This window comes from Psychroserpens mesophilus (assembly GCF_050617655.1).
Lineage (GTDB): Bacteria > Bacteroidota > Bacteroidia > Flavobacteriales > Flavobacteriaceae > Psychroserpens > Psychroserpens mesophilus_A.
This window is the reverse complement of the sequence record NZ_JBODQC010000004.1, coordinates 232,177-253,031: the sequence shown is the minus strand read 5'-3', so window position 1 is coordinate 253,031 and position 20,855 is coordinate 232,177. Positions and strand designations below refer to the sequence as shown.

Here is a 20,855-nt window from a genome sequence, read left to right as displayed (position 1 = left end):
CAAGCTGTAGGTCTAGCTAAAGCTCACTTGCGCTAGTTAGTTTTAAGTAAATTAAAAAAACAAATCAAAAGACAACTCTAAGTCATTAATAAGCAAGCAATAAGCGACGAATTACATACGTTGTTAAAAACAAATTTATTCGTATTCAAAAGTAGTTGTACGTATGTTTATTTCATTTCCGCTATTGTCGGTTTGAACGACTACTTTAGTTACAGGATAGCTGTCGGTATCATAGGTGATTGATGTTTCAAAATGTCTTACAGTCTCAACTGGAAGCGAGTTATTATAAATAGTAGTTCTGTTTGTTTCATTATTTTCAGATAAATTCATCATAAGACTTTCAGCACCAAAAATTATTTTATTTGAAGTTGTAAAATGGTGACTTGGAGTTGGATTTGCGTCATATTGAATTTCAGAAGAATCAATATCTTCTGCTAATATTATATTGCCATTTGAATTATAGGTAAAACTCTGAGTTTGCTGTAATTCAGAATCTACATAATAATCAACACTTTCAATTTCATTATTAGAATTATAAGTGAACACTAATTTTTCTTCTTCAATGCCATTTGAATCGTAAATTATACTCTCAATTAAATAATCATTTAAATAGTTAAAAGCATGGGTTTGGTATAAGATTCCATTTTCATAATCTATAGCCGAAACAATTACCTCATTTTCATAGTTAAAAACCATATTATGAGTATCTGAAGTGGTTTGTCCAAACTCAGTAAAACTACTTTCAATTTCAGTAACATGATTATCCGAATCATAAACATATAATTTTTCATATATACCATAAGTCCCTTCCTCGGTAACTTTGATGAGTTTTTTTTCAATCAGTTCAGGCTCTTCATTTGAATTACTGTCATCAGATGAGCATGACCAAATAGTGAGTCCGATTAAAAGTCCTAATAGTAAATGTGATGTTTTCATTCGTTATGTCAGGTTTACATGGTTTCTATAGGCGTGATTGCCATATTAAAACCGCTAATTTAACAAATACAAACTAAATGAAACCTGAGCACAGCAAACTGGAAACATAAAGTCCTGGTAAGTCGTAATACAAGATATAAAAAGTAAGCCCTTTCAAAGTACAAACCATTTGGTTTATATGGCTACTCTAACCATTAACACACCTTAGCAACTCCAGTATTCTTTCTGTTTTTAGTACACATTGTTGCCTTTTTTAATATGTTATTCCAAATCAATTTGTCGGTTGTACTCCTCGGTTGGAAAATGTCCTTGAGACTTTAAAATCAGACCATTCTCACCCATTTGCCATTCCTCATAACCACTAACATTCACGTTATTGTTTGTGTCAAAATGTGTGGCTGTTAAGGTCCAATAAAATTCAGTTCCTGTTGGTTTAGTGACAAGACTATCATAACTTACAACCATATCTTGAAGGTCATGCATAAAGCCTTTTACCACGTTTGTAATTTGAGTTCTTCCTTCGGCAGGTTTACTTTCGTTCAACTGTAGTGTTCCATTGTCTTCAAAGAACATGGCAACAAACTCAGGACGCACTCCACTCCACACTTGTGCATAACTTTTAGCGAAAGTTTCCATATTAAGTTTTTTCTCGTCTTCGGGCAATGATGTAGAAGTAAATGAAATACTAAAAATCTTCCAGGCATCTTCCTCCTTAATAAGAGTAAAAAAGTCCACGTTATTTTTTTTCGGAACTCCGTAAGTATGCAATATAGCATCGGCTTCCACAAAGGCGAGTTGCCTTTTACTAATGATAATATCCCAGGTGCTTACAGGTTCAAAATAAGGTTTCAACTCATTCGTTCTAGGTTTATCAAAATACTCTTCAACAGTTATGGTAGACGTTTTCCACACACCATCATTGAGTCTGATGCTTGCAATATTGGTTTTATCCATCATTATATCTTTCATGGCATCGAGGTCATAATTACCTGCTACCACCAGAAAACGCTCTATAGTAGCTTTTACATCAGTTTGGTCTTGCGTCCATTGGTGCTCTGTTACTTTACGCGTCTTGGCTTGAGACTTTACCTCTTGCGCTGTATTTTTGCTTTCAGATTCATTACAGCTACATGCAAGGAGAACCAAACAGGATGCCATAATTAACGTTCTAATTTGGATTACGTTTTTCATGCTAAGTGGGTTGAGTATGAACAATAATAGCCGCTAACGTGTTTGTGGAGAGAAAAGTTACGTTGGCTTGGTCTAAGTTAATAAAAAGAATCATACCAGAAGATAAATCTGGTAGAATATTCAAAGTATACACAAATCGGGTAATTAGTTATAGATGTGCTATACAATTGCTCACACAATTAGATAAAATTTATTGTAGCGCATAACATTTTTAAAAGGCATAACATTGTTTACAACATAATCAGATGTTATTGTTAAACAATTATTATTGCGAATCCTAACGAGAATTTAAACACATTAAAGAAGTTTTTAACCTTAAACATCTGATTTTAAATATATTAGACTAAAATCAAGTCATGTTAAAAAAGTCTATTCTAGTAGAAAATAAGAGTAAAATCACTACTAAACATTTACAGCTTATCATCAATAGTGTCAAGAGAGAATCTACCATTCCAATTGAGGATATTGTTTTATTGTAATTGATAACCCAGAAGTTTACATAAGCATTTGTACAATGAATTTATTAATAAACAACAATACAGCTCTAATTATATGTAATAGATCTCATCTTCCCAATGGTTTGTTTCTAAACCTCAATAGCCATCATATACAACAAGAGCTATTTAAAAGGCAAATACAAGCTAGCCAACCTTTAAAGAAAAAATTATGGCAACAAACAATAGTTGAAAAAATTACTAACCAAGGTATTCTACTTGAAAAAATTACGACATCTAAAAACTCATTTCATTTTTTAGCTAGTAAAGTTCTAAGTGGTGATACTACAAACATGGAAGCGGTTGCTGCTAACTTTTATTGGAAATCATTTTTTGAAATTGATTTCAAACGTGAACGCTTTGGAAACTACCCTAACAACTTCTTAAATTATGGCTATGCCATTTTGCGTGCTGCAACTGCAAGAGCATTATCTGGTAGCGGATTATTAAACACTTTAGGAATACATCACAAAAGTAAATATAACGCTTTTGCTTTAGCTGATGATATTATGGAACCTTTCAGACCAATAGTAGATGAAACAGTACACACCATCATGCATCATTATGACGAGCAAAACTTAAATACAGAAATAAAATCTATGCTTCTACAAATTTTAACACGTACTGTATATTTTAAAAATGAAAAGAGCCCTTTAATGGTAGCTTTACAAAAAACCGCAAGTTCTTTACAACAATGTTATACAGGAAAACGCAAAAAGATTAAATATCCAAAATTATGGAACTAAATGGTTATAGAATTATGTGGTTATTTGTATTTTTTGATTTACCAACAGACACGTCTAAAGACAGAAAAAATGCTGCTGGCTTTAGAAAAAACCTTCTTAAAGATGGTTTTACCATGATGCAATATTCTGTTTACATGCGTCATTGTGCTAGTAGCGAAAGTGCAGATGTACACGAAAAACGAATTAAAAGATTACTACCTCCATTAGGTAAAGTGAGTGTGCTACGTATTACCGACAAACAATTTGGAAACATCATGAACTTTTGGGGACGTGCAGAAGTACCCAAAGAACCATTACCTACACAACTTGAACTGTTTTAAATAAAGAGCATAAATAAAACAAGCATTCTAAGAACCGAACAATCTCATAAATCATTATACAATAACAGTTGTCATTCCGAAGAATGAGGCATCACATAAAACCTAAACAATACCTTTTAAAACAAAAAAACACCTCAACCTTGCCTTATCACTGCAAAAAAGAAGCATTTTTTTAAACGATATCTCTACTTAAACACATGAATAACAGAAGGTAACAGCCCAACTAATATCGTGTTTTCTAATCTTTAATCAAACCACAACCCATAGCATCATAATCAAACGCGTAACAGCAATATCGTGTTTTCTAATCTTTAATCAAACCACAACGTAAAGTATTTGACCGTTTGGTGCTGTTAAATATCGTGTTTTCTAATCTTTAATCAAACCACAACACTGACCTGTGTACACCACGTTTAAAGCAAATATCGTGTTTTCTAATCTTTAATCAAACCACAACGAATACCAACGAGTTTACAAAGCTCATAGCAATATCGTGTTTTCTAATCTTTAATCAAACCACAACACCTCTGGTTGTTTTGTGACATTCACTTATAATATCGTGTTTTCTAATCTTTAATCAAACCACAACATACAGATGAAGATGCTTATTTGGTGCAAGAATATCGTGTTTTCTAATCTTTAATCAAACCACAACAAGTTTTATACAAAGCTCTAATTGAGATCAATATCGTGTTTTCTAATCTTTAATCAAACCACAACTGAGCGTATTATGGAACTCTCTGAAATTAAATATCGTGTTTTCTAATCTTTAATCAAACCACAACAATAGTATCAGGCTTATCTATTTTACGCCAATATCGTGTTTTCTAATCTTTAATCAAACCACAACTCAACATATTCTACTTTACCACCAGTACCAAATATCGTGTTTTCTAATCTTTAATCAAACCACAACTGTCCTTTTAATAGATCATTCTCATGGTTAAATATCGTGTTTTCTAATCTTTAATCAAACCACAACAATGCATCATACAGAAGCCTTAAATCTAAAAATATCGTGTTTTCTAATCTTTAATCAAACCACAACTCGTGAACAACATCACATTCGGATCCACATAATATCGTGTTTTCTAATCTTTAATCAAACCACAACAAGTACCAAAAGATTGCGAAGAGATTCTCAAACATACTTTTTAAAATAAACGTGTAGTTTTTGTAAACCACATTGGCTTTTCAACTTGATGATTCAAATTGTATGTCAAAGAACTTAATGTTTGTCATTCCGAGACTCAAGGAATCTCATAATTATAGAACAGTTTCTTTATGTGATTTCTCACTGCGTTCAAAATGACAATAAAATTATTCTTTTAAAAATCGATCTTCCAAAAACTCAAAATCAGCATTAAAAGAACGTACTAAATCTAACTTCTTTTCCCTTCGCCAAGCTTTTAATTCTTTTTCTCTTGCAATGGCATTTTGCACCCAACTATACTGTTCATAATATACTAAATGTTTAAGATTATATTTAGCTGCAAATGTTTTATGCCCTTTTTCAATATTGTCCTGATGCTGTTTTAAGCGTTCAACCAAATTATTGGTAATACCTATATAGTAAGTTGACCTGTACAAATTGGTAATGATATACACATAATAGATGTGACTACCTTCGTTTTCATTATAGCCTATCATATCTCAACTAGTTTAGTGTCATTCCGACGACAGGAGGAATCTCATTGTCTTTTTGTTTTCTTTACGTGAATCCTCAATTGCATTCAAAACGACAAACTAAACCTTTTCTATTTTGCCAGTAACAGACACCTTTACCTTTATAGGGTTGAATGTAAACCAACCTGTTTTACCTTCACCAAAACCTCTAATTTGCTTATATTCTTTATCTGTTACAGTTGATGATGTATGCTTTCTAAAAAAATAATCACCAGATGTTAATTTTTGCACTCTATACAAATGCGCTTTCAACAAACCATAATCTAGGTTTTCCCAATCAATTTCATCTTCATCAAGTCCCAACAAAAACATATCGTTGATTTGTAAAGTCGTTATAATCTCTTTACCATCTTCTGGCAGTTGAAAAACACTTTGTTTCTGTCTTTTCCTTTCTACAGCTGTCCAAAACGTAACTACCTTTTCTTTTAAATTATCATTAAAATCCTCATAAATTAACACATGATGATTATTTCCCAAGTCTACCCATTGGTTAATATTATCTTTTAGAGGCTCAGCATTACTAAAATGTTTTTTAATTCTAACTTTTTTAATTGGAACTGGGTTACCATTTTTATTGGGAAGAAAAAAATCAGTTTTCAAAAGCTGGTCAAAAAGAGTTTTTTCTTCTTTAGTCTTAACAATTGGTTTTCTATTCTTTGAATTAATAGTTAGACCTAATTTCTCAATTGACTTATAGATTATATTTTTTATAGCATCATCAACAATTTTTGGAATTTCAGCAGCAGTAAGTGAAATTAGAGGCTTTCTAACATGATAATTATAATCCCCAGTAAAAGTGTCCTTTCTTTTACCATAGATTGTTTCTAAATGCAATTGACCTCTCGCTGCAACACCTATATTTCTATGAGTTTTATCTCCTTTTTTTACAGTATGAGTTCTAACTGTTAATATAGACTTCTGTTTTTTGTGAGACACCAAAATTTGCTCTATAGCTTGTTCTGCATCTTCTCTAAAAGCTTGCCAAGGCTTTGGAAAATGATCTAAATCATAACTCCTATCATACCTATTCCATTTACTCAACTCTTGTAAGTGACTTCTAGTTGCACAAGCCATAACCAAGGCATCAATGGCGTGGTGACGATGATCTTCTCTTGTTTTTGCATCTTCATCTTGGTTCAAAATAGTATTCAAACCCCAATGATGACGCAATTTTGAGGTCATCTGCCCTGGCGCAACCAAAACATCGTTGCTTATTTTAGACAAATAGTTTTTAGCCTCTTTACTAATATAACGTGTATCATTAAGTTGTCTACTTATAAAGTCATCATCGTGTTTTTGCTTTACAAACTGTTTAAACTTATTATAGGCATTAGGATAGTTTGGCTTATTCTTAAAACAGCTTAAAGCTTGCAGTTTAATAGCGTTCCATTTTTGTTCGCTTTGTTTGCTATAAAACTCATAAGGTGTTTTATCTCCCTTGGCTCTGTTTTCGTCAGCAAAACATAAAGTTTTATTCATAAAGCTATCATTCAACGATTTGCTCCAAGGATGAATATGCTCAATCTGAACCTCACCACTAAACAGTTGATTGACTTCAATATTCCTACCTGTATATGGGCAAGTTTTGTTACACTCTTCCCAAAGTTTATATTTTAAAATGTTATTGTGAGTGTGCCGCTGCCCTATATAATCTAACTCGGCTTTTACCCTATCATTTTCACGTTCCAAACGCTTTTGTTCTAACCTAGCTTTATATCTACTAGACTTTGAGGCTTTTAAATTTCTAGCTAACTCAACTTTAATTTCATCTGGTTTACCATAATCATCAATAATTTCATTAACCAGTTTACGTATTTCAAAAAGCGCAGTAATAACCACAGGGTTCTTAATACGCTGTATTTCTTTGTCTGCATCTGCTCCCAACGGAAGCCTATCCAGCAACACATTAGTTTCAATAGCACTACTATGGTGGTATAGTTTTTTTAATGCCTTGTCTGATATCTCACATTCTTTTTTTAACACTCCCTTTAAAGGCTCTATATAGCCGCCTTTAAGATTAGAACGTACAATCTCTGGCACGTTATCTAGCACAAACTCCTTATAGGTTTCCCAATCATTACCTAAAGCATTTCTAACACCTCCTAAAGCAACCGCTACATCATAAGTAAAACCTAATTGTAAAAATGGTAAGATGTTATTAATAGCCTTTCTACTTAAGTTGGCATAACCGTCTTTTAAATTAAATTTTGATATCTTTTCAGCACGTTCATTATCAAATCCCCAATTATCAATAGCATATTGTTTTAACTTGTCTCTATCGTCAAAACTATAAAGCACATGCCAAATATCTTCTTGTTCTTTTTCAGATAACTCAAACCATTTGTTACCAAAAAACTTTTTGTTAGATAAATTGCTTATGGTATGTGTTCCAGGGACAGTATCATCGTCCTTATAATTAAATTGATAATGACCATCAAGCTTTCCAATAGCTTTTCTTATGTCTTTAAACTTATTAATCTTCTCTTTAGAAAACAGCAGCTTTACTATATTTGCTCTGTCATCTTCAGTAATCTTTACGGGTTCTCCTGCCAAATCACACTTCAACGTATTTAACCATTCATAGACACGTCGTTTCTCATTAGGGATAGCACTTATAGGACATTTCGTTTTTTTAGGCTCAAACGTACAATTACCAACTAAATGTTTTTGAGATCGTAAAGGACGCTGATGAAACAGTACACCATCTTCTGTATATCCGTCTTTTTTTCGTCCCCCAATAACCGTCTTTAATGATTCGGTAAGCGCTTTATGATATTGCTTTTGATGTTCCCAAATAGCCTCAAACTCATCAATATACATTTGTCTAGTGGTATATCTATTTCTTATACGTTCTATACCTCCAATAAATGGTTTATGCTCTTTTGGGTAAATTTCATTTAAGTAAGCGCCAAGCGTTTGCTTAGTCTTAATACTTTCAGATGTTTCAGCGATACCTATTTTTCCAATTTTAGAGTCTCCTTTATATATAACGCTCTTTTCATTAGTATCAGCTCCTGCACTTCTACTATTACTTTGAAAACCACGTCGCTGAATCATATGATAAAATATTCTTCCCAATTCCTCTAAAGACAGTTGCTCTTTAATAGCTTTTGCCCTTAATTCATAAGGATTCAATTGCAACCAAGCTTGCATGTTTTCATTGCTAAATATTTCCTTCTGATTCCAAATTTTTACATCTTTATAATCTAAAGGACACATATTGCACTTTGCCAACTCCCGCAACAGATAACGCTTTCGTAAACGTCGTCTAAAAAACTGTCGTCTTGTACCTCTATCATCTGTTCTACTAGCATTCTTTGAAACTTCCCTACCTTCTCCGTCCCCTAAATTAACAACACCTTCAGGAAAAATCCTACTTCCAATACCTAATATTTTCTGTTCTTCATCATCAACCAACGCCCATCCAATACTGTTTGTACCTAAATCTAATCCTAATATATTTGCCATAATACAATTTCTAATTAAATACTTTAAATATACTAAGATATATAATAACTTTTCTACGTAGAACTACGTATAGACATCAATTAAATTATTGTTATATTTGTATCAGATTAAAATTTCTAATCTTTAATCTTATCACAATAAGGCTATATGCCGTAGATGAAAATCTTGAGTCCTGCTTCGGTAGGACTTTTTTTATGCTCCCCTCGTACGGACAGCTCGTGAGCTGTCCTCTTAAAGCTCGAAAGCTATCCTATTAAAGCTGGTGAGCTATCCTCTCAAAGCTCGAGAACATGCCCAAATATCTCACCATTTTAAAATTTTTATATAATGCCTTTCAAAATCAGATATTTAAAAATGATTCCCAAATTTTATTTAAATTCCCCGTACGGACAGCTCGTGAGCTGTCCTAAAAAGCCATCCTCATAAAAAAAGAGCAGCTCTTTTATATAAAAAAGAACTGCCCAATTAAATTGACACGTCTCATTTTAACAAATTAAATAGAGCAACTTTACCCTATAAGCTCTAGTATTAAGTAACTTCTAGAAACAAAACCTATTTAAACAACAACTAAAAAATCATTGCTGTAATTATAAAGATTTCCCAAATAAGTATATTCCAAAACAACCATATGGACTTATTCTCCCTAAGGCAAAAGCCATACAATAGCCATTATTCTAACTTCTTATGAACAATATTCCATAACTGGAAAAACCCAAAATAAACAATAAAAATATTGTAATCGTTAAATATGAGAATTGAAAATTAAAATTATTAGCAACTACCACTAAAACACATATTTCTATAGAGCTTATTGGTAACTAAAGAATATTATCCTAAAATAAATTTGTCAATTTTCAACAAAACTTATCGTTTACTCATAAAAAATAAATATTTACTTTTTAATTAATTTAAGGCTTTTCGTTGTGCCATCAGGGTAAACAAACTTTAAAAAATACATGCCTTTTGCTATATGACCAATATGATATGAGCCTTCACCATTGTCACCATGTAAAGTAGTAACCTCTCTACCATTAATATCAAGCAAAATCAATGTTTTGAAACTATCATATTCAGAGTCATTTACATGAAAGACATTAGTTACAGGGTTTGGGTATATTTTTATTTGCTTAGTCGTGACCTCATCTACCCCTAAAGTCAGACCATTATATTCCATAAGGTCATATTTTCCATTGTTGTGCCTATATCTCATATACAATTTATTGTTATACACATGAAAACTATCAATAAACCCATAGGTTTCATAACCTGATGGACTTGTAAGTTCCTGTAAGGTGGTACCATTATATTTAAATAAAACCCGAGCGTCTGTATTGCTCTTATAAACCAAAAACAAATCTGAACCTGCCACATAGGCTTCTCCTGTGTAACCTTTATTAAAATTGCTAAATCCAGTAGGAGTTGGTATTTCGGTTAAGGTACTTCCATCGTATTTGTATATCGAGTAAACTCCATTATAATACTTTAAATAAAGGGCATTGTCAAAAAATATAGGGTCACCATAGTAGCCATGTCCAAAAAAATCATGATTGGGTGGCAAACTTATTTCGCTCAAGTTCCCTCCTTCCAATTTAAACAATCTGTAGGTACTATCATCTCCCCTAAAATACCTTAAGTAAAGATCGTTGTTGAAAATGATAGGGTTACCCATATAGCCGTAATCATCTTGCTGATAAGCGGCATCAGCAGGCGCTATTTCGGTAAGCTGTGTCCCGTCAAAACCTAATAGCTGAAAAGAACCGTTGTCTTTTTTTGCTCTTATGTAAAGTTGGTTATCATAAAGAATAGGATCGCCAAGATATCCTGAAAATTCATCGCTATATCCAGGAGGTGAGTCTATGGTTACCAAAGTATTGTTTTCAAACTTAACCAGTTTGAAGAGTCCTTCATTATTTATATACTTAAAATAAGGGACGTCATCTATAAGCATCGGGTAGCCCAAAAAGCCTCTATTAATACCATCATAACCCACACCTCGGTAGGGTGTAAGTTCATCGGTGGTTAGGTCTAATAGCGTTAAATCAGAACTATAATCTTCTCCAGCATATACAAGAAACATATTGTTGCCAATAATCGGAATTTCCTTAAAGAAACTATTGATATTTTGAGGAAAATCCAATAACCCAATGCCAGGAGAATCGTTAGTAGCATCATAACCGGGAGGACTCGGTATCTCAACAAGATTGGTACCATCATACTTAAATAAGACATGTTCACCACCGCCATCTATAGTATAATTTAAATACATAGCATCAGCCGTTGAGGTTAACATGGCCGTAATGCCCCCGTAATCTTGGCTATAACCAATAGGGTTGTTTATTGGGCTTAAGGTTGTTCCATCAAATTCAAACAAGGTATTGGAGCTCGAAGAAGCATTGTTTTTATAACCCAAATAAAGCGTATTATTCCACACCACAGGTTTTAATGTAGGCCAAAATGAGGATACAGAAATAACATATCCCCTACTGTTACCATCATAGTTGGCAGGCGATGGAATTTCGCTTAATTGATTACCATCAAAGCGAAACAAGACATTGTTACCGTTGTTTTTTCGATATCTTAAATACAGTGAACCGTTAAACGCTATAGGTGTACCACTGCATCCAAAGGTGTTATTGTCATAATCGGTGGGTGAGACAATAGGCACTAAAACTTGAGAGTTAGTAAATTGAAAACTTAATAGTACACATAAGAATAAGAGTAATTTTGAGTTCATAGCACGTAATTTTTAAAATGATTTGAAAAATTTAAATCAACCCTACCACACTAATTAATAGTGCTTTACATAATTAATAACAGCAATTTTAAAATTAATAATAATTTCCGATATACAGATAATAATTACATGACTGGTATTAAAAATTGCATAGTAGGTTGCAATTATTGTATATTCAACTGAAAAACTAGTTTTTATCCTGAAAATTTTTATATAATGCCTTTCAAAATCAAATATTTAAAAAAACATTCCTCAGGGTTTTTTCACATTCCCCGTACGTACAGTTCGTAAGCTGTCCTCTTAAAGCTCGTGAGCTGTCCTAAAAAGCCATCCTCATAAAAAAAAACTCCTTTATATAAGAAGAACTGCCCAATTAAATAGAGAAACCTCCTCAATTTAACGAATTAAATAAAACTCCTAAATTCCAACAACCTGGACCCTAAAAGCATTCCCCCCAGACAACAAATAACCGTCTCCATTCACCTCTTGATAAAATGCCACACGAACCATAGCAAACAAAGTTCCTGTACCACTAGGCAATTCAGAAACCGCAACTGTAAACGAATCGCCTAAAAAGTCCCGTTCAATTACCAAGGGGGCTGCCATAACCCTAGTATACCTTTTAGTTTCAAAATCAAACCGTACAACACCCAAAACTAATTCCATATAATCCGCTTCTTTTGGAAAACCAACAGCATTAACTTCAAACCCAGAAACACTAAAAGTTAAGGTGTTCCAATCAAAATCATAATCACAAGGCAATATATTAGAACGTTTAGGCGTAAACACAAAATCCTTGAATAGTTGCTTACCCTTTTCAGAATCCATACCAAGAAAAACAACACGTTTACCTCGCTCCGAAACACCATCACAATCTTTAATATTTAAAAATAATTGCATCAATCGGCTATGTAATGTACCGTCTTTATACCCTAACATAAAAGGTCGTATAGCCTGTTTAAAAACTTTATTCACCTTCGAGCATCTGGCAAATTCACTATTATGTTCACGTACTCTAACCATATGAGCACCTGTCTTAATAGCCTTTCGTGTAAAGCCTCCACCTGCTGCTCGGGCAGTTGGCACACCTTTACGATAGTAAAAATTAATACCTCCTATAGTGCCTTCAAAAAATACAATACCACGCTGTTTTGCCATAATATCTCAAGTTTTTACCATTAAACATAGTAAATAATCTCTATAAATCAAAAGATACAACACATAATATGCCGACTTTACACCAATTATATACCGACTATATGCCGACTTTATACCGACTCAAATCAGGGTGAAATACATAAAAAACTACAGAAAAACACTAGTCTAGCACGACAAACAGCTTCCAAAAAGCAGAAACAAGAAAGTAAAAACATAAAATAACCCAAATATCCTAACACAAAAAAATCCCGAGCTAACACTCGGGATCATCGCATCATACATAATTAAAAACGTTTACATATTGCGTCTATACTGTCCGCCAACCTCAAATAAGGCTGAAGTAATTTCTCCTAAAGAACAGACTTTACAAACCTCCATAAGCGCTTCAAAGATATTCTCATTGTTAATAGCTTTGTCTTGCAAGTCTTTTAGCAATGCTTTTGTATCATTGGCTTTATGAAGATTTTCTAAGGTTTGTATCTGAAATTGTTTTTCTTCTTCGGTAGCACGAATAACTTCAACTGGCAATACTGTTGGAGACCCTGTACTGCTTAAAAAGGTATTCACACCAATAATTGGAAAATCTCCATTATGCTTTAAGGTTTCATAGTACAAGCTTTCTTCTTGTATCTTACTGCGCTGGTACATGGTTTCCATAGCACCTAGCACACCACCTCGCTCTGTAATACGGTCAAATTCTAATAGTACTGCTTCTTCAACCAGATCGGTTAGCTCTTCTATAATAAACGACCCTTGTATTGGGTTTTCGTTTTTGTTTAATCCTAATTCTTTATTGATAATCAATTGAATCGCCATGGCACGACGTACCGATTCTTCAGTTGGTGTGGTAATGGCTTCATCATAGGCATTGGTATGTAACGAATTACAGTTGTCGTAAATAGCATATAAAGCTTGAAGCGTGGTACGAATGTCGTTAAAGTCAATTTCCTGAGCATGTAAGCTTCGTCCAGAGGTTTGAATGTGGTATTTCAACATCTGTGCTCTAGGGTTAGCACCATACTTATGTTTTAATGCTTTAGCCCATATTTTACGAGCTACACGACCAATTACCGCATATTCTGGATCGATACCGTTAGAGAAGAAGAACGACAGATTAGGACCAAATTTATTGATGTCCATGCCTCTCGACAAGTAATACTCAACGTATGTAAATCCGTTAGATAAGGTAAATGCCAATTGTGAAATTGGGTTGGCTCCTGCTTCAGCAATATGATATCCTGAAATAGACACACTATAGAAGTTACGTACATTATTTTCAATAAAATACTCCTGTACATCTCCCATTAAGCGCAAGGCGAATTCCGTAGAAAAAATACAGGTGTTTTGCGCCTGATCTTCTTTTAAAATATCCGCTTGAACCGTTCCTCTTACCTGAGCAATCGTTTTCGTTTTAATATCGGCATACACATCTGCAGGCAACACCTGGTCACCTGTAACACCAAGTAAAAAGAGTCCTAAACCATTATTCCCTTCTGGCAGTTCACCATTATAAATAGGGCGTTCTTTTCCTTTATAAAGCTTCGCTATGTTAGCTTCGACTTCTTTTTCTAATCCGTTGTCTTTAATGTAAATCTCACACTGCTGGTCGATGGCAGCATTCATAAAAAAACCTAACAACATTGGTGCAGGACCGTTAATAGTCATACTCACAGAGGTCATCACATCGGCTAAATTGAAACCAGAATATAATTTCTTGGCATCATCTAAACAGCAAATTGATACACCAGCATTTCCAATTTTTCCATAGATATCTGGTCGGCGATCTGGATCATTTCCATAGAGCGTCACACTATCAAATGCTGTCGATAAACGTTTGGCTGGCAAGCCCATACTCACATAGTGAAAACGTCTGTTCGTACGTTCCGGACTACCTTCACCAGCAAACATACGCGCTGGATCTTCACCAGTTCGTTTAAACGGATACAATCCAGCTGTATATGGAAACTCTCCAGGTACATTCTCTTGCAAAGTCCATCGTAAAATATCTCCCCAAGCCTGATACTTTGGTAAAGCCACTTTAGGAATTTGCATATGAGATAACGACTCTGTATGAGTTTCTATCTTAATTTCTCTATCCCGAACTTTAAACGAATAGATTGGATTTTTATATTTGTTAACCTTTTCGTCCCAACCTGTAATAACTTCCCAGTTGTAAGGGTCCAGATTGAGTTTTACGCGGTCAAATTCTTTGATGAGTAACCCTGTAAACTGTTTTGAACTGTCATCCTGAACTTGATTCAGAATGTCTTCTTCATTTAAACCCAATTTACCAATAAAAGATGACTCGACTGCTCTTGATGTGACATTACCAACACTACATATCGTCTTGTAAATGCCATAAAGTTTTTGAGCCACCTCAACTTGTTCGTTTACGGTTTTATCGTAAGCACGATTGTTTTCTGCTATCTCAGATAAATAACGTGTTCTGGAAGGCGGAATGACAAAAATCTTCTCGCTCATTTCATCTGAAATGTGAAAGGTCGATTTTAAATCGGTATCTGCTTTCTCAACTAACGTATCCATAATTGCTTTGTAAAGCGTATTCATTCCTGGATCGTTAAACTGAGATGCAATGGTGCCAAAAACGGGTAATTGGTCTTGAGGAATATCCCAAAGGTTATTATTACGCATGTACTGTTTTTTCACATCACGTAAGGCATCTTTTGCACCTCTTTTATCAAACTTATTAATAGCTACTAAATCGGCAAAATCAAGCATATCGATTTTCTCCAGTTGCGTGGCTGCACCAAATTCGGGTGTCATGACATACAACGACACATCGCTGTGTTCTATAATTTCGGTATCACTTTGTCCGATACCAGAAGTTTCTAAAATAATCAAATCAAACTCGGCAGCTTTTAAAACTTCAACCGCTTCATTTACGTATTTTGATAAGGCTAAGTTAGACTGACGTGTTGCCAGACTTCGCATATAGACTCTTGGCGAATTGATAGCATTCATACGAATACGATCACCCAAAAGGGCACCTCCTGTTTTTCGCTTTGAAGGGTCTACGGAAATAATACCAATGGTTTTTTCAGGAAAGTCGATTAAAAAACGGCGCACCAGTTCATCAACCAGACTCGATTTTCCTGCACCACCAGTTCCTGTAATTCCGAGTACAGGCGTTTTAGAATCTTTATTTTTAGTATGAATTTTATCTAAGGTTGCTTTGGCGACTTCCGGGAAGTTTTCAGCAGCAGAAATCACACGAGCAATTGCTTTAGGGTTTTTCTTCGGAAGATGTTCTATCTCGCCATTTAAAGCATCACCAATGGCAAAATCAGATTGTTGTACCAAATCGTTAATCATGCCTTGCAATCCCATTTCTCGTCCATCATCAGGTGAATAGATTCGATCGATACCATAATCCATCAACGCTTTAATTTCAGAAGGCAAAATAACGCCTCCTCCTCCACCGAAGATTTTAATATGCCCAGCTCCTCTTTCCTCTAAAAGGTCGTGCATGTATTTAAAATACTCGTTATGACCACCTTGATAAGATGTTAAACAAATGGCATTTACATCTTCTTGAATTGCTGTATTTACAACTTCTTCAACACTACGATCATGCCCTAAGTGAATCACTTCAACACCTGTAGCCTGAATGATTCTTCGCATGATGTTTATAGAAGCATCATGACCATCAAAAAGTGATGCTGCAGTTACGATTCTTACTTTGTGTTTCGGATTATATGGTGCGACTTGCTTCATTCGTAAAATTGTGTGTTTTAATGGATGCAAATTTACGGAATTTTCAAAAGAAGCACTCTAAGAATTAGAATAGTTTAGTGCTTAATTCTATCCAGAATAAAAAAATGTGACTATACCTGTTATATTCGTGTCTAAAATGATAGTACCAAATTCTGAAAAACGTTGTTAAGTAAATATCTATATTTGCACAACTTTATTTTAAAACTGAAATCATGATGCGTAAATTATTAGCTTTTGTTCTTATTTTAAATCTAACAGCATGTGCTGAATTACAGAGTGTTGTTGACCAATTGCCACAACAAACAGGATCTGTATTAACTAATGCAGACATGGCTGCAGGATTGCGACAAGCCTTAGATTTAGGTATTGATAAACAGGTAAGCAAACTGACGCAAACCGATGGTTTTTTTAAAAATGAACTGGTTAAAATCTTATTGCCTGAAGAATTGCAAAAAGTAGATAAAGGCTTACGTGATATTGGTTTAGGAAATCTGGCTGATGAAGGCTTAAAAGTATTAAACAGAGCTGCAGAAGATGCTGTAAAAGAAGCGACTCCTATATTTGTAAATGCCGTTAAAGGGATTACGTTTAATGATGCCAAGACTATTTTATTAGGAAGTGATAATGCTGCTACCCAATACTTAACAAGTAAAACCCAAACAGAGCTTTATAATAAATTTAAACCTGTGATTAATAATAGTTTTAGTAAGGTTGGAGCAGATCAAATATGGTCAAATCTTATTAATAAGTATAATGCCATTCCGTTTACAAACAATGTAAATCCTGATCTTACAGATTATGTTACTGGCGAAGCGCTAAAAGGCGTGTATACAATGATTGCTGTTGAAGAAAAAGAGATTCGTACTAAAGTATCTTCAAGAACTACTGACTTACTTCGTAAGGTTTTCGCTTTTCAGGATTAAATAGTAATGACATTAATTACGGGTTGCTCTAAATAAGTCCAGTAATTGACCTCCAGAACTATTTCTTCTTATACAACCCATCAAAGGCAACATTAACTTCAGTGGTATTGGTAACGGTTTCCCAATATTGACGCACAGAACCATCATCGTTTAGCGTCCATGTGATGCGATGATAAAATAATTTTCCGTATTTATTTGTTTCTTCATCTGTTTGAAGAATCATTTGATTTCCTTTTCTGTTGCCTTTTAGATGTAAACTTTGCCCTTGGTTATCAACCCAGATTTGTTCCCATTGTTTGGTTTTGTAATTGTAGGAATTGCTACTGGTTCCTGTAAAGGTACCTTTAGCACTCACCCAGTTTTCCTGAAGCATACAATTATCCTGAATTTTTACAATAGTATTGGTTCCTGCCGCAGAGCCATCAGGATTAGTAACCATCCAATCCCCTACCCAAAAATCAAATTCTTGATGCTTGTCTGTACAGCAGTTACACGGTTTGGTTTGTGCATAAAAACTTAAAGAAAAACATATTACGACTGTACATAGTAGTGATTTCATGATTGATGCTATTTTAGTTGTTCAATAAAGCTATTAAATGATAATTAATATAACGCTAATATTAACATAACATTAGAAAACACTTTTTGTGCCATCTTTGCATCAGTTAGCAATGAAATGCATCTTCACCTTTCATTTGAATTAGAAATAGTTAGTTGAAAAATCGGTCTTAATTTTAAGATCGATTTTTTGTTCAATTTAAAATTTTTACCTACATTTAATAGCTCAATGGTTTAGTAATGAAGTCTTCACAAAAAATTATCGATAATCAAAATTCGTTACTGAGACGATATAAAACGCTTGTTGAGCAAGCTTATAATTTTAGACAAACAGATTCTGCCTTAAGCGATTTCTCAGAATACAAAGCGATTAAGCTCCTTCACAAAATGAATAAGCTGAAGTTTTTAATGAGAGATTTGGGTACGATTCAACAGAACTAAAGTTGTTTTTGTAAGTCTCTAAAATAATCAAAAGCGACCAACAGTCTTGAGCCATACCATGAAAAGGCTTCTCCATCTACAATTATTACTTTTGCATCAGGACAAACAATTTTAAAATCCTCTATATCACTTATTTTAAAAGGATAAGGTTCACTCGATAACAAAATAACATCAGGTTGCTTCTCCTTTAATTCTAAAAGTTTAATGTCAGGATACCGATTTGAATTTTGAAATACATTTTCAAAGTGATTTACCAAAAGCATGTCGTTTATAAAGGTTTGATTTGCTGCAACCATATACGGGTTTTTCCAAATAAAATAAGCGACTTTAAGTGGAGAGCGTTTTGTGTAGTTTTCAGAAAATAAATTTAATTTACGTGTTATAGCATCAATGATGATTTTCGCTTTGTTTTGCACTTTAAACATATCGCCATACATTTCTATAAGCTCTAAACTGTCATCAATAGTATAAATATCACTAATATGAACTGGAGCAATATGTTCTAGTTCAGTAATCATTGTTTTGGTATTCTCTTCTTTATTACATAGAATAAGGTCTGGATTTAAATCTCTAATCTTGTTATAGTGAACCTGTTTTGTACCACCAACTATTGTTTTTTCTTTGCGAAGATGTTTAGGATGAACACAAAACTTGGTAATACCTACGATTTCATTTTCCAAACCTAAATCGACCAATAACTCGGTTTGAGAAGGTACCAGACTCACAATTCGTTTTGGTGTGTCTTTGAGATGAAGTGTACGATGTAGTTGATCTTTCAAAAAGAAATGGATTACACTTGAACGATTGAAAACTCGCCTTTTAAAGGCTGTAAACTATGCAGGAGCTTCAGAATTAAATCAGAACCATGCTCTACATGAAACTCAGAGAAATTCATATAGCGTTCTTGTAAACTCTGATTTGGAAATAGCTCATTTTGAAGTTCTACAATGCGATTAAGATGATCTGACAGTTTGCGTTTTTGAGCTTTTAATAAACGTTTCTCTAAATGATTTAATCCGTTGATTTGCTTTTGTTCTTGAGCAGCAACAGCACCTTTAAAAGAACTGTCTGTTTGTTCAGCTAAATCATATAATGCTTTAAACTGCTGTTTTAAATGTTCTTTTTGTTTAGAAAAATCAATCTCAACTTCAGAGATTTGCTTAGTGACTTTCGTTTTTAAATCCTCTTGATTTAAGAACAAATCTGATACTTCAATATTTAGCTTCCCAAGTTTTTCTTTTTGTTTTTCTGAAATCAACAATGCAGAATTACGAAGTAATAACATTGGAAAGACCACCTTCTGACTGTCAAAATTAGATTTTAATTGCAACCAATATGCTAATTCTCCACCACCACCTATATAACAGAGGTTTGGCAATACCACTTCTTGATATAAAGGTCGCATAATTACATTAGGCGAAAACCGCTCTGGCACCTCATTGAGATGTTTTATAATCTCACTCTTGCTGAAGGTTAGCTTGGTGTTGTTTACATAATATACGCCTTCCTTTTCGATAATACGTTCCCGAAGGTTTTTAGAGATGTAAAACAAATTGATGTTTCTGGGATTGACCTGAATTTTATAATTACCGTCTAAAGCATTTAAATTTTGATTGGCTTCAGAAACTTTTGAAAATGAGGTTTGCTTTATAAGTTCTTCTTCAACATAAGGAATAAATTGCTGCTTTAAAGCGTGGTCATTACCATCAACAATCACTAATCCGAAATCCTTAAATAAAACATTTACTAAATAACGCATGGCTTCAGCCAGATTAGAGTGATTTAAATAAGCATCTTGAAAGTATGTTTTTAATTCGGAAGCATTGGTGGTTGTATTCAATTGTGAGCTAAAAACTTCAAAAACCTGATCTAATCCTTCCAGATTTAAATCACCAACAGCACCTGATGCCTTCCTATTCCATCGCACTTTTTTCCCTTTCAAATTAAAGTAGTTGATTTCTTTAAAATCATGGTCTTCAGAAGCCATCCAATAGATTGGCACAAAATTATATTCAGGATACTTAGCTTTTAAGTCTTTACATAAATTAATGGTAGAAATAATTTTATAGAAAAAATATAAAGGTCCTGTAAATAAATTCAGCTGATGACCCGTCACCACTGTAAATGTCTTAGAATCTTCAAGTAAGTTGATATGTGTTTGTGTCAATTCTGAGACTTCAATATGTTTATATTGCTCATTCAATGATGTCACTAAAACAGCTCTTGACTCCTCCTTAAAACTCAATTGTTTTTCTTGAATTTGAGCTTTAAAATGTTCTAGTTTAGGAAAGCGATTATAAAATGGTTTTAGAGCCGCTTTTTCATCTAAATAATCACATATTAAGGATGAAAAATAAGTCGTGTCTCTAAACGATATACTGTCGGTTGGCATAAATACAATTCTATTGAAGCGTAAATATACAGCTATTGTATTTTTTGAATTACTAAATTTTAGTTAATTCATA

At 33.8% G+C, this 20,855-nt stretch carries 15 protein-coding genes and 1 CRISPR repeat array; of the genes, 5 read left to right on the top strand and 10 right to left on the bottom strand.

Features of this window, described 5'->3' with window-relative positions; translation table 11 throughout:
* Nucleotides 1–135: 135 nt before the first annotated feature.
* Together ACRHNM_RS09825 and ACRHNM_RS09820 are read right to left on the bottom strand one after the other, a co-directional pair.
* The gene (locus tag ACRHNM_RS09825; RefSeq protein WP_431136078.1) at nt 136–936 is read right to left on the bottom strand and encodes a hypothetical protein; all 801 of its coding nucleotides are present in this window, start codon (nt 934–936) and stop codon (nt 136–138) included.
* 261 nt (nt 937–1,197) lie between these two features.
* On the bottom strand, nt 1,198–2,127 hold the full coding sequence (locus tag ACRHNM_RS09820; protein ID WP_431136076.1) for a nuclear transport factor 2 family protein: 930 nt from the start codon (nt 2,125–2,127) through the stop codon (nt 1,198–1,200).
* Nucleotides 2,128–2,483: 356 nt separating this feature from the next.
* Here ACRHNM_RS09820 and ACRHNM_RS09815 point away from each other — a divergent pair, with 356 nt between their 5' ends.
* Genes ACRHNM_RS09815 through cas2 form a run of 3 tightly spaced genes read left to right on the top strand, consistent with a single transcriptional unit; the run spans nt 2,484 to nt 3,687 of the window.
* Nucleotides 2,484–2,606: a hypothetical protein gene (locus ACRHNM_RS09815; RefSeq protein ID WP_431136074.1), complete on the top strand. Its 123-nt coding sequence runs from the start codon at nt 2,484–2,486 to the stop codon at nt 2,604–2,606.
* A 35-nt stretch (nt 2,607–2,641) separates the two neighbouring features.
* On the top strand, nt 2,642–3,367 hold the full coding sequence (cas1, locus tag ACRHNM_RS09810) for a type II CRISPR-associated endonuclease Cas1 (RefSeq protein ID WP_431136072.1): 726 nt from the start codon (nt 2,642–2,644) through the stop codon (nt 3,365–3,367).
* Nucleotides 3,358–3,687 (top strand): CRISPR-associated endonuclease Cas2, encoded by a 330-nt coding sequence (gene cas2, locus ACRHNM_RS09805; protein WP_431136070.1) that lies wholly within the window; start codon nt 3,358–3,360, stop codon nt 3,685–3,687. Before cas1 ends, cas2 begins: the two co-directional genes overlap by 10 nt.
* A gap of 225 nt (nt 3,688–3,912) precedes the next feature.
* Nucleotides 3,913–4,801: a CRISPR direct-repeat array (repeat unit 36 nt; unit sequence AATATCGTGTTTTCTAATCTTTAATCAAACCACAAC).
* 206 nt (nt 4,802–5,007) lie between these two features.
* Here the strand turns inward: cas2 and ACRHNM_RS09800 are convergent.
* The 5 genes from ACRHNM_RS09800 to ACRHNM_RS09780 all read right to left on the bottom strand — a co-directional run bounded on the left by ACRHNM_RS09800 (nt 5,008) and on the right by ACRHNM_RS09780 (nt 16,468).
* A complete protein-coding gene (locus ACRHNM_RS09800; RefSeq protein WP_431136068.1) occupies nt 5,008–5,337 on the bottom strand; it encodes a GIY-YIG nuclease family protein in 330 nt (109 codons plus the stop codon).
* A gap of 96 nt (nt 5,338–5,433) precedes the next feature.
* Nucleotides 5,434–8,841 carry a type II CRISPR RNA-guided endonuclease Cas9 gene (cas9, locus tag ACRHNM_RS09795; protein ID WP_431136066.1) on the bottom strand — a complete coding sequence of 1,136 codons (3,408 nt, stop codon included), beginning with the start codon at nt 8,839–8,841 and terminating at the stop codon, nt 5,434–5,436.
* An 892-nt stretch (nt 8,842–9,733) separates the two neighbouring features.
* A complete protein-coding gene (locus ACRHNM_RS09790; RefSeq protein ID WP_431136064.1) occupies nt 9,734–11,575 on the bottom strand; it encodes a T9SS type A sorting domain-containing protein in 1,842 nt (613 codons plus the stop codon).
* A gap of 417 nt (nt 11,576–11,992) precedes the next feature.
* Nucleotides 11,993–12,733, bottom strand: a complete 741-nt coding sequence (locus tag ACRHNM_RS09785; RefSeq protein ID WP_431136062.1) for a hypothetical protein — start codon at nt 12,731–12,733, stop codon at nt 11,993–11,995.
* Between the two features lie 294 nt (nt 12,734–13,027).
* On the bottom strand, nt 13,028–16,468 hold the full coding sequence (locus tag ACRHNM_RS09780; protein WP_431136060.1) for a methylmalonyl-CoA mutase family protein: 3,441 nt from the start codon (nt 16,466–16,468) through the stop codon (nt 13,028–13,030).
* A gap of 215 nt (nt 16,469–16,683) precedes the next feature.
* Here ACRHNM_RS09780 and ACRHNM_RS09775 point away from each other — a divergent pair, with 215 nt between their 5' ends.
* The gene (locus ACRHNM_RS09775) at nt 16,684–17,391 is read left to right on the top strand and encodes a DUF4197 domain-containing protein (RefSeq protein WP_431136222.1); all 708 of its coding nucleotides are present in this window, start codon (nt 16,684–16,686) and stop codon (nt 17,389–17,391) included.
* Between the two features lie 58 nt (nt 17,392–17,449).
* Here the strand turns inward: ACRHNM_RS09775 and ACRHNM_RS09770 are convergent, their stop codons facing one another.
* Complete coding sequence (locus tag ACRHNM_RS09770; RefSeq protein WP_431136058.1) at nt 17,450–17,950, bottom strand: hypothetical protein; 501 nt, start codon at nt 17,948–17,950, stop codon at nt 17,450–17,452.
* 239 nt (nt 17,951–18,189) lie between these two features.
* On the opposite strand from ACRHNM_RS09770, the gene ACRHNM_RS09765 reads away from it, so the two are divergent.
* Nucleotides 18,190–18,390: a Lacal_2735 family protein gene (locus ACRHNM_RS09765; protein ID WP_431136056.1), complete on the top strand. Its 201-nt coding sequence runs from the start codon at nt 18,190–18,192 to the stop codon at nt 18,388–18,390.
* Here the strand turns inward: ACRHNM_RS09765 and ACRHNM_RS09760 are convergent.
* Both ACRHNM_RS09760 and bshC read right to left on the bottom strand, forming a co-directional pair.
* Nucleotides 18,387–19,169 carry an ABC transporter substrate-binding protein gene (locus tag ACRHNM_RS09760; protein WP_431136055.1) on the bottom strand — a complete coding sequence of 261 codons (783 nt, stop codon included), beginning with the start codon at nt 19,167–19,169 and terminating at the stop codon, nt 18,387–18,389. The two genes, ACRHNM_RS09765 and ACRHNM_RS09760, sit on opposite strands and share 4 nt — an antisense overlap.
* Before the next feature lie 11 nt (nt 19,170–19,180).
* Entirely contained in the window at nt 19,181–20,782 is a 1,602-nt protein-coding gene (gene bshC / locus ACRHNM_RS09755; RefSeq protein ID WP_431136053.1) for a bacillithiol biosynthesis cysteine-adding enzyme BshC, read from the bottom strand.
* Nucleotides 20,783–20,855: the final 73 nt, after the last annotated feature.

Coding starts and splice junctions, on each gene's coding strand:
- ACRHNM_RS09770 (WP_431136058.1), bottom strand. CDS start 17,950: ATGAAATCACTACTATGTACAGTCGTAATATGTTTTTCTTTAAGTTTT.
- bshC (WP_431136053.1), bottom strand. CDS start 20,782: ATGCCAACCGACAGTATATCGTTTAGAGACACGACTTATTTTTCATCC.
- ACRHNM_RS09825 (WP_431136078.1), bottom strand. CDS start 936: ATGAAAACATCACATTTACTATTAGGACTTTTAATCGGACTCACTATT.
- ACRHNM_RS09780 (WP_431136060.1), bottom strand. CDS start 16,468: ATGAAGCAAGTCGCACCATATAATCCGAAACACAAAGTAAGAATCGTA.
- ACRHNM_RS09800 (WP_431136068.1), bottom strand. CDS start 5,337: ATGATAGGCTATAATGAAAACGAAGGTAGTCACATCTATTATGTGTAT.
- cas2 (WP_431136070.1), top strand. CDS start 3,358: ATGGAACTAAATGGTTATAGAATTATGTGGTTATTTGTATTTTTTGAT.
- cas1 (WP_431136072.1), top strand. CDS start 2,642: ATGAATTTATTAATAAACAACAATACAGCTCTAATTATATGTAATAGA.
- ACRHNM_RS09765 (WP_431136056.1), top strand. CDS start 18,190: ATGAAGTCTTCACAAAAAATTATCGATAATCAAAATTCGTTACTGAGA.
- ACRHNM_RS09815 (WP_431136074.1), top strand. CDS start 2,484: ATGTTAAAAAAGTCTATTCTAGTAGAAAATAAGAGTAAAATCACTACT.
- ACRHNM_RS09820 (WP_431136076.1), bottom strand. CDS start 2,127: ATGAAAAACGTAATCCAAATTAGAACGTTAATTATGGCATCCTGTTTG.
- ACRHNM_RS09785 (WP_431136062.1), bottom strand. CDS start 12,733: ATGGCAAAACAGCGTGGTATTGTATTTTTTGAAGGCACTATAGGAGGT.
- cas9 (WP_431136066.1), bottom strand. CDS start 8,841: ATGGCAAATATATTAGGATTAGATTTAGGTACAAACAGTATTGGATGG.
- ACRHNM_RS09790 (WP_431136064.1), bottom strand. CDS start 11,575: ATGAACTCAAAATTACTCTTATTCTTATGTGTACTATTAAGTTTTCAA.
- ACRHNM_RS09775 (WP_431136222.1), top strand. CDS start 16,684: ATGCGTAAATTATTAGCTTTTGTTCTTATTTTAAATCTAACAGCATGT.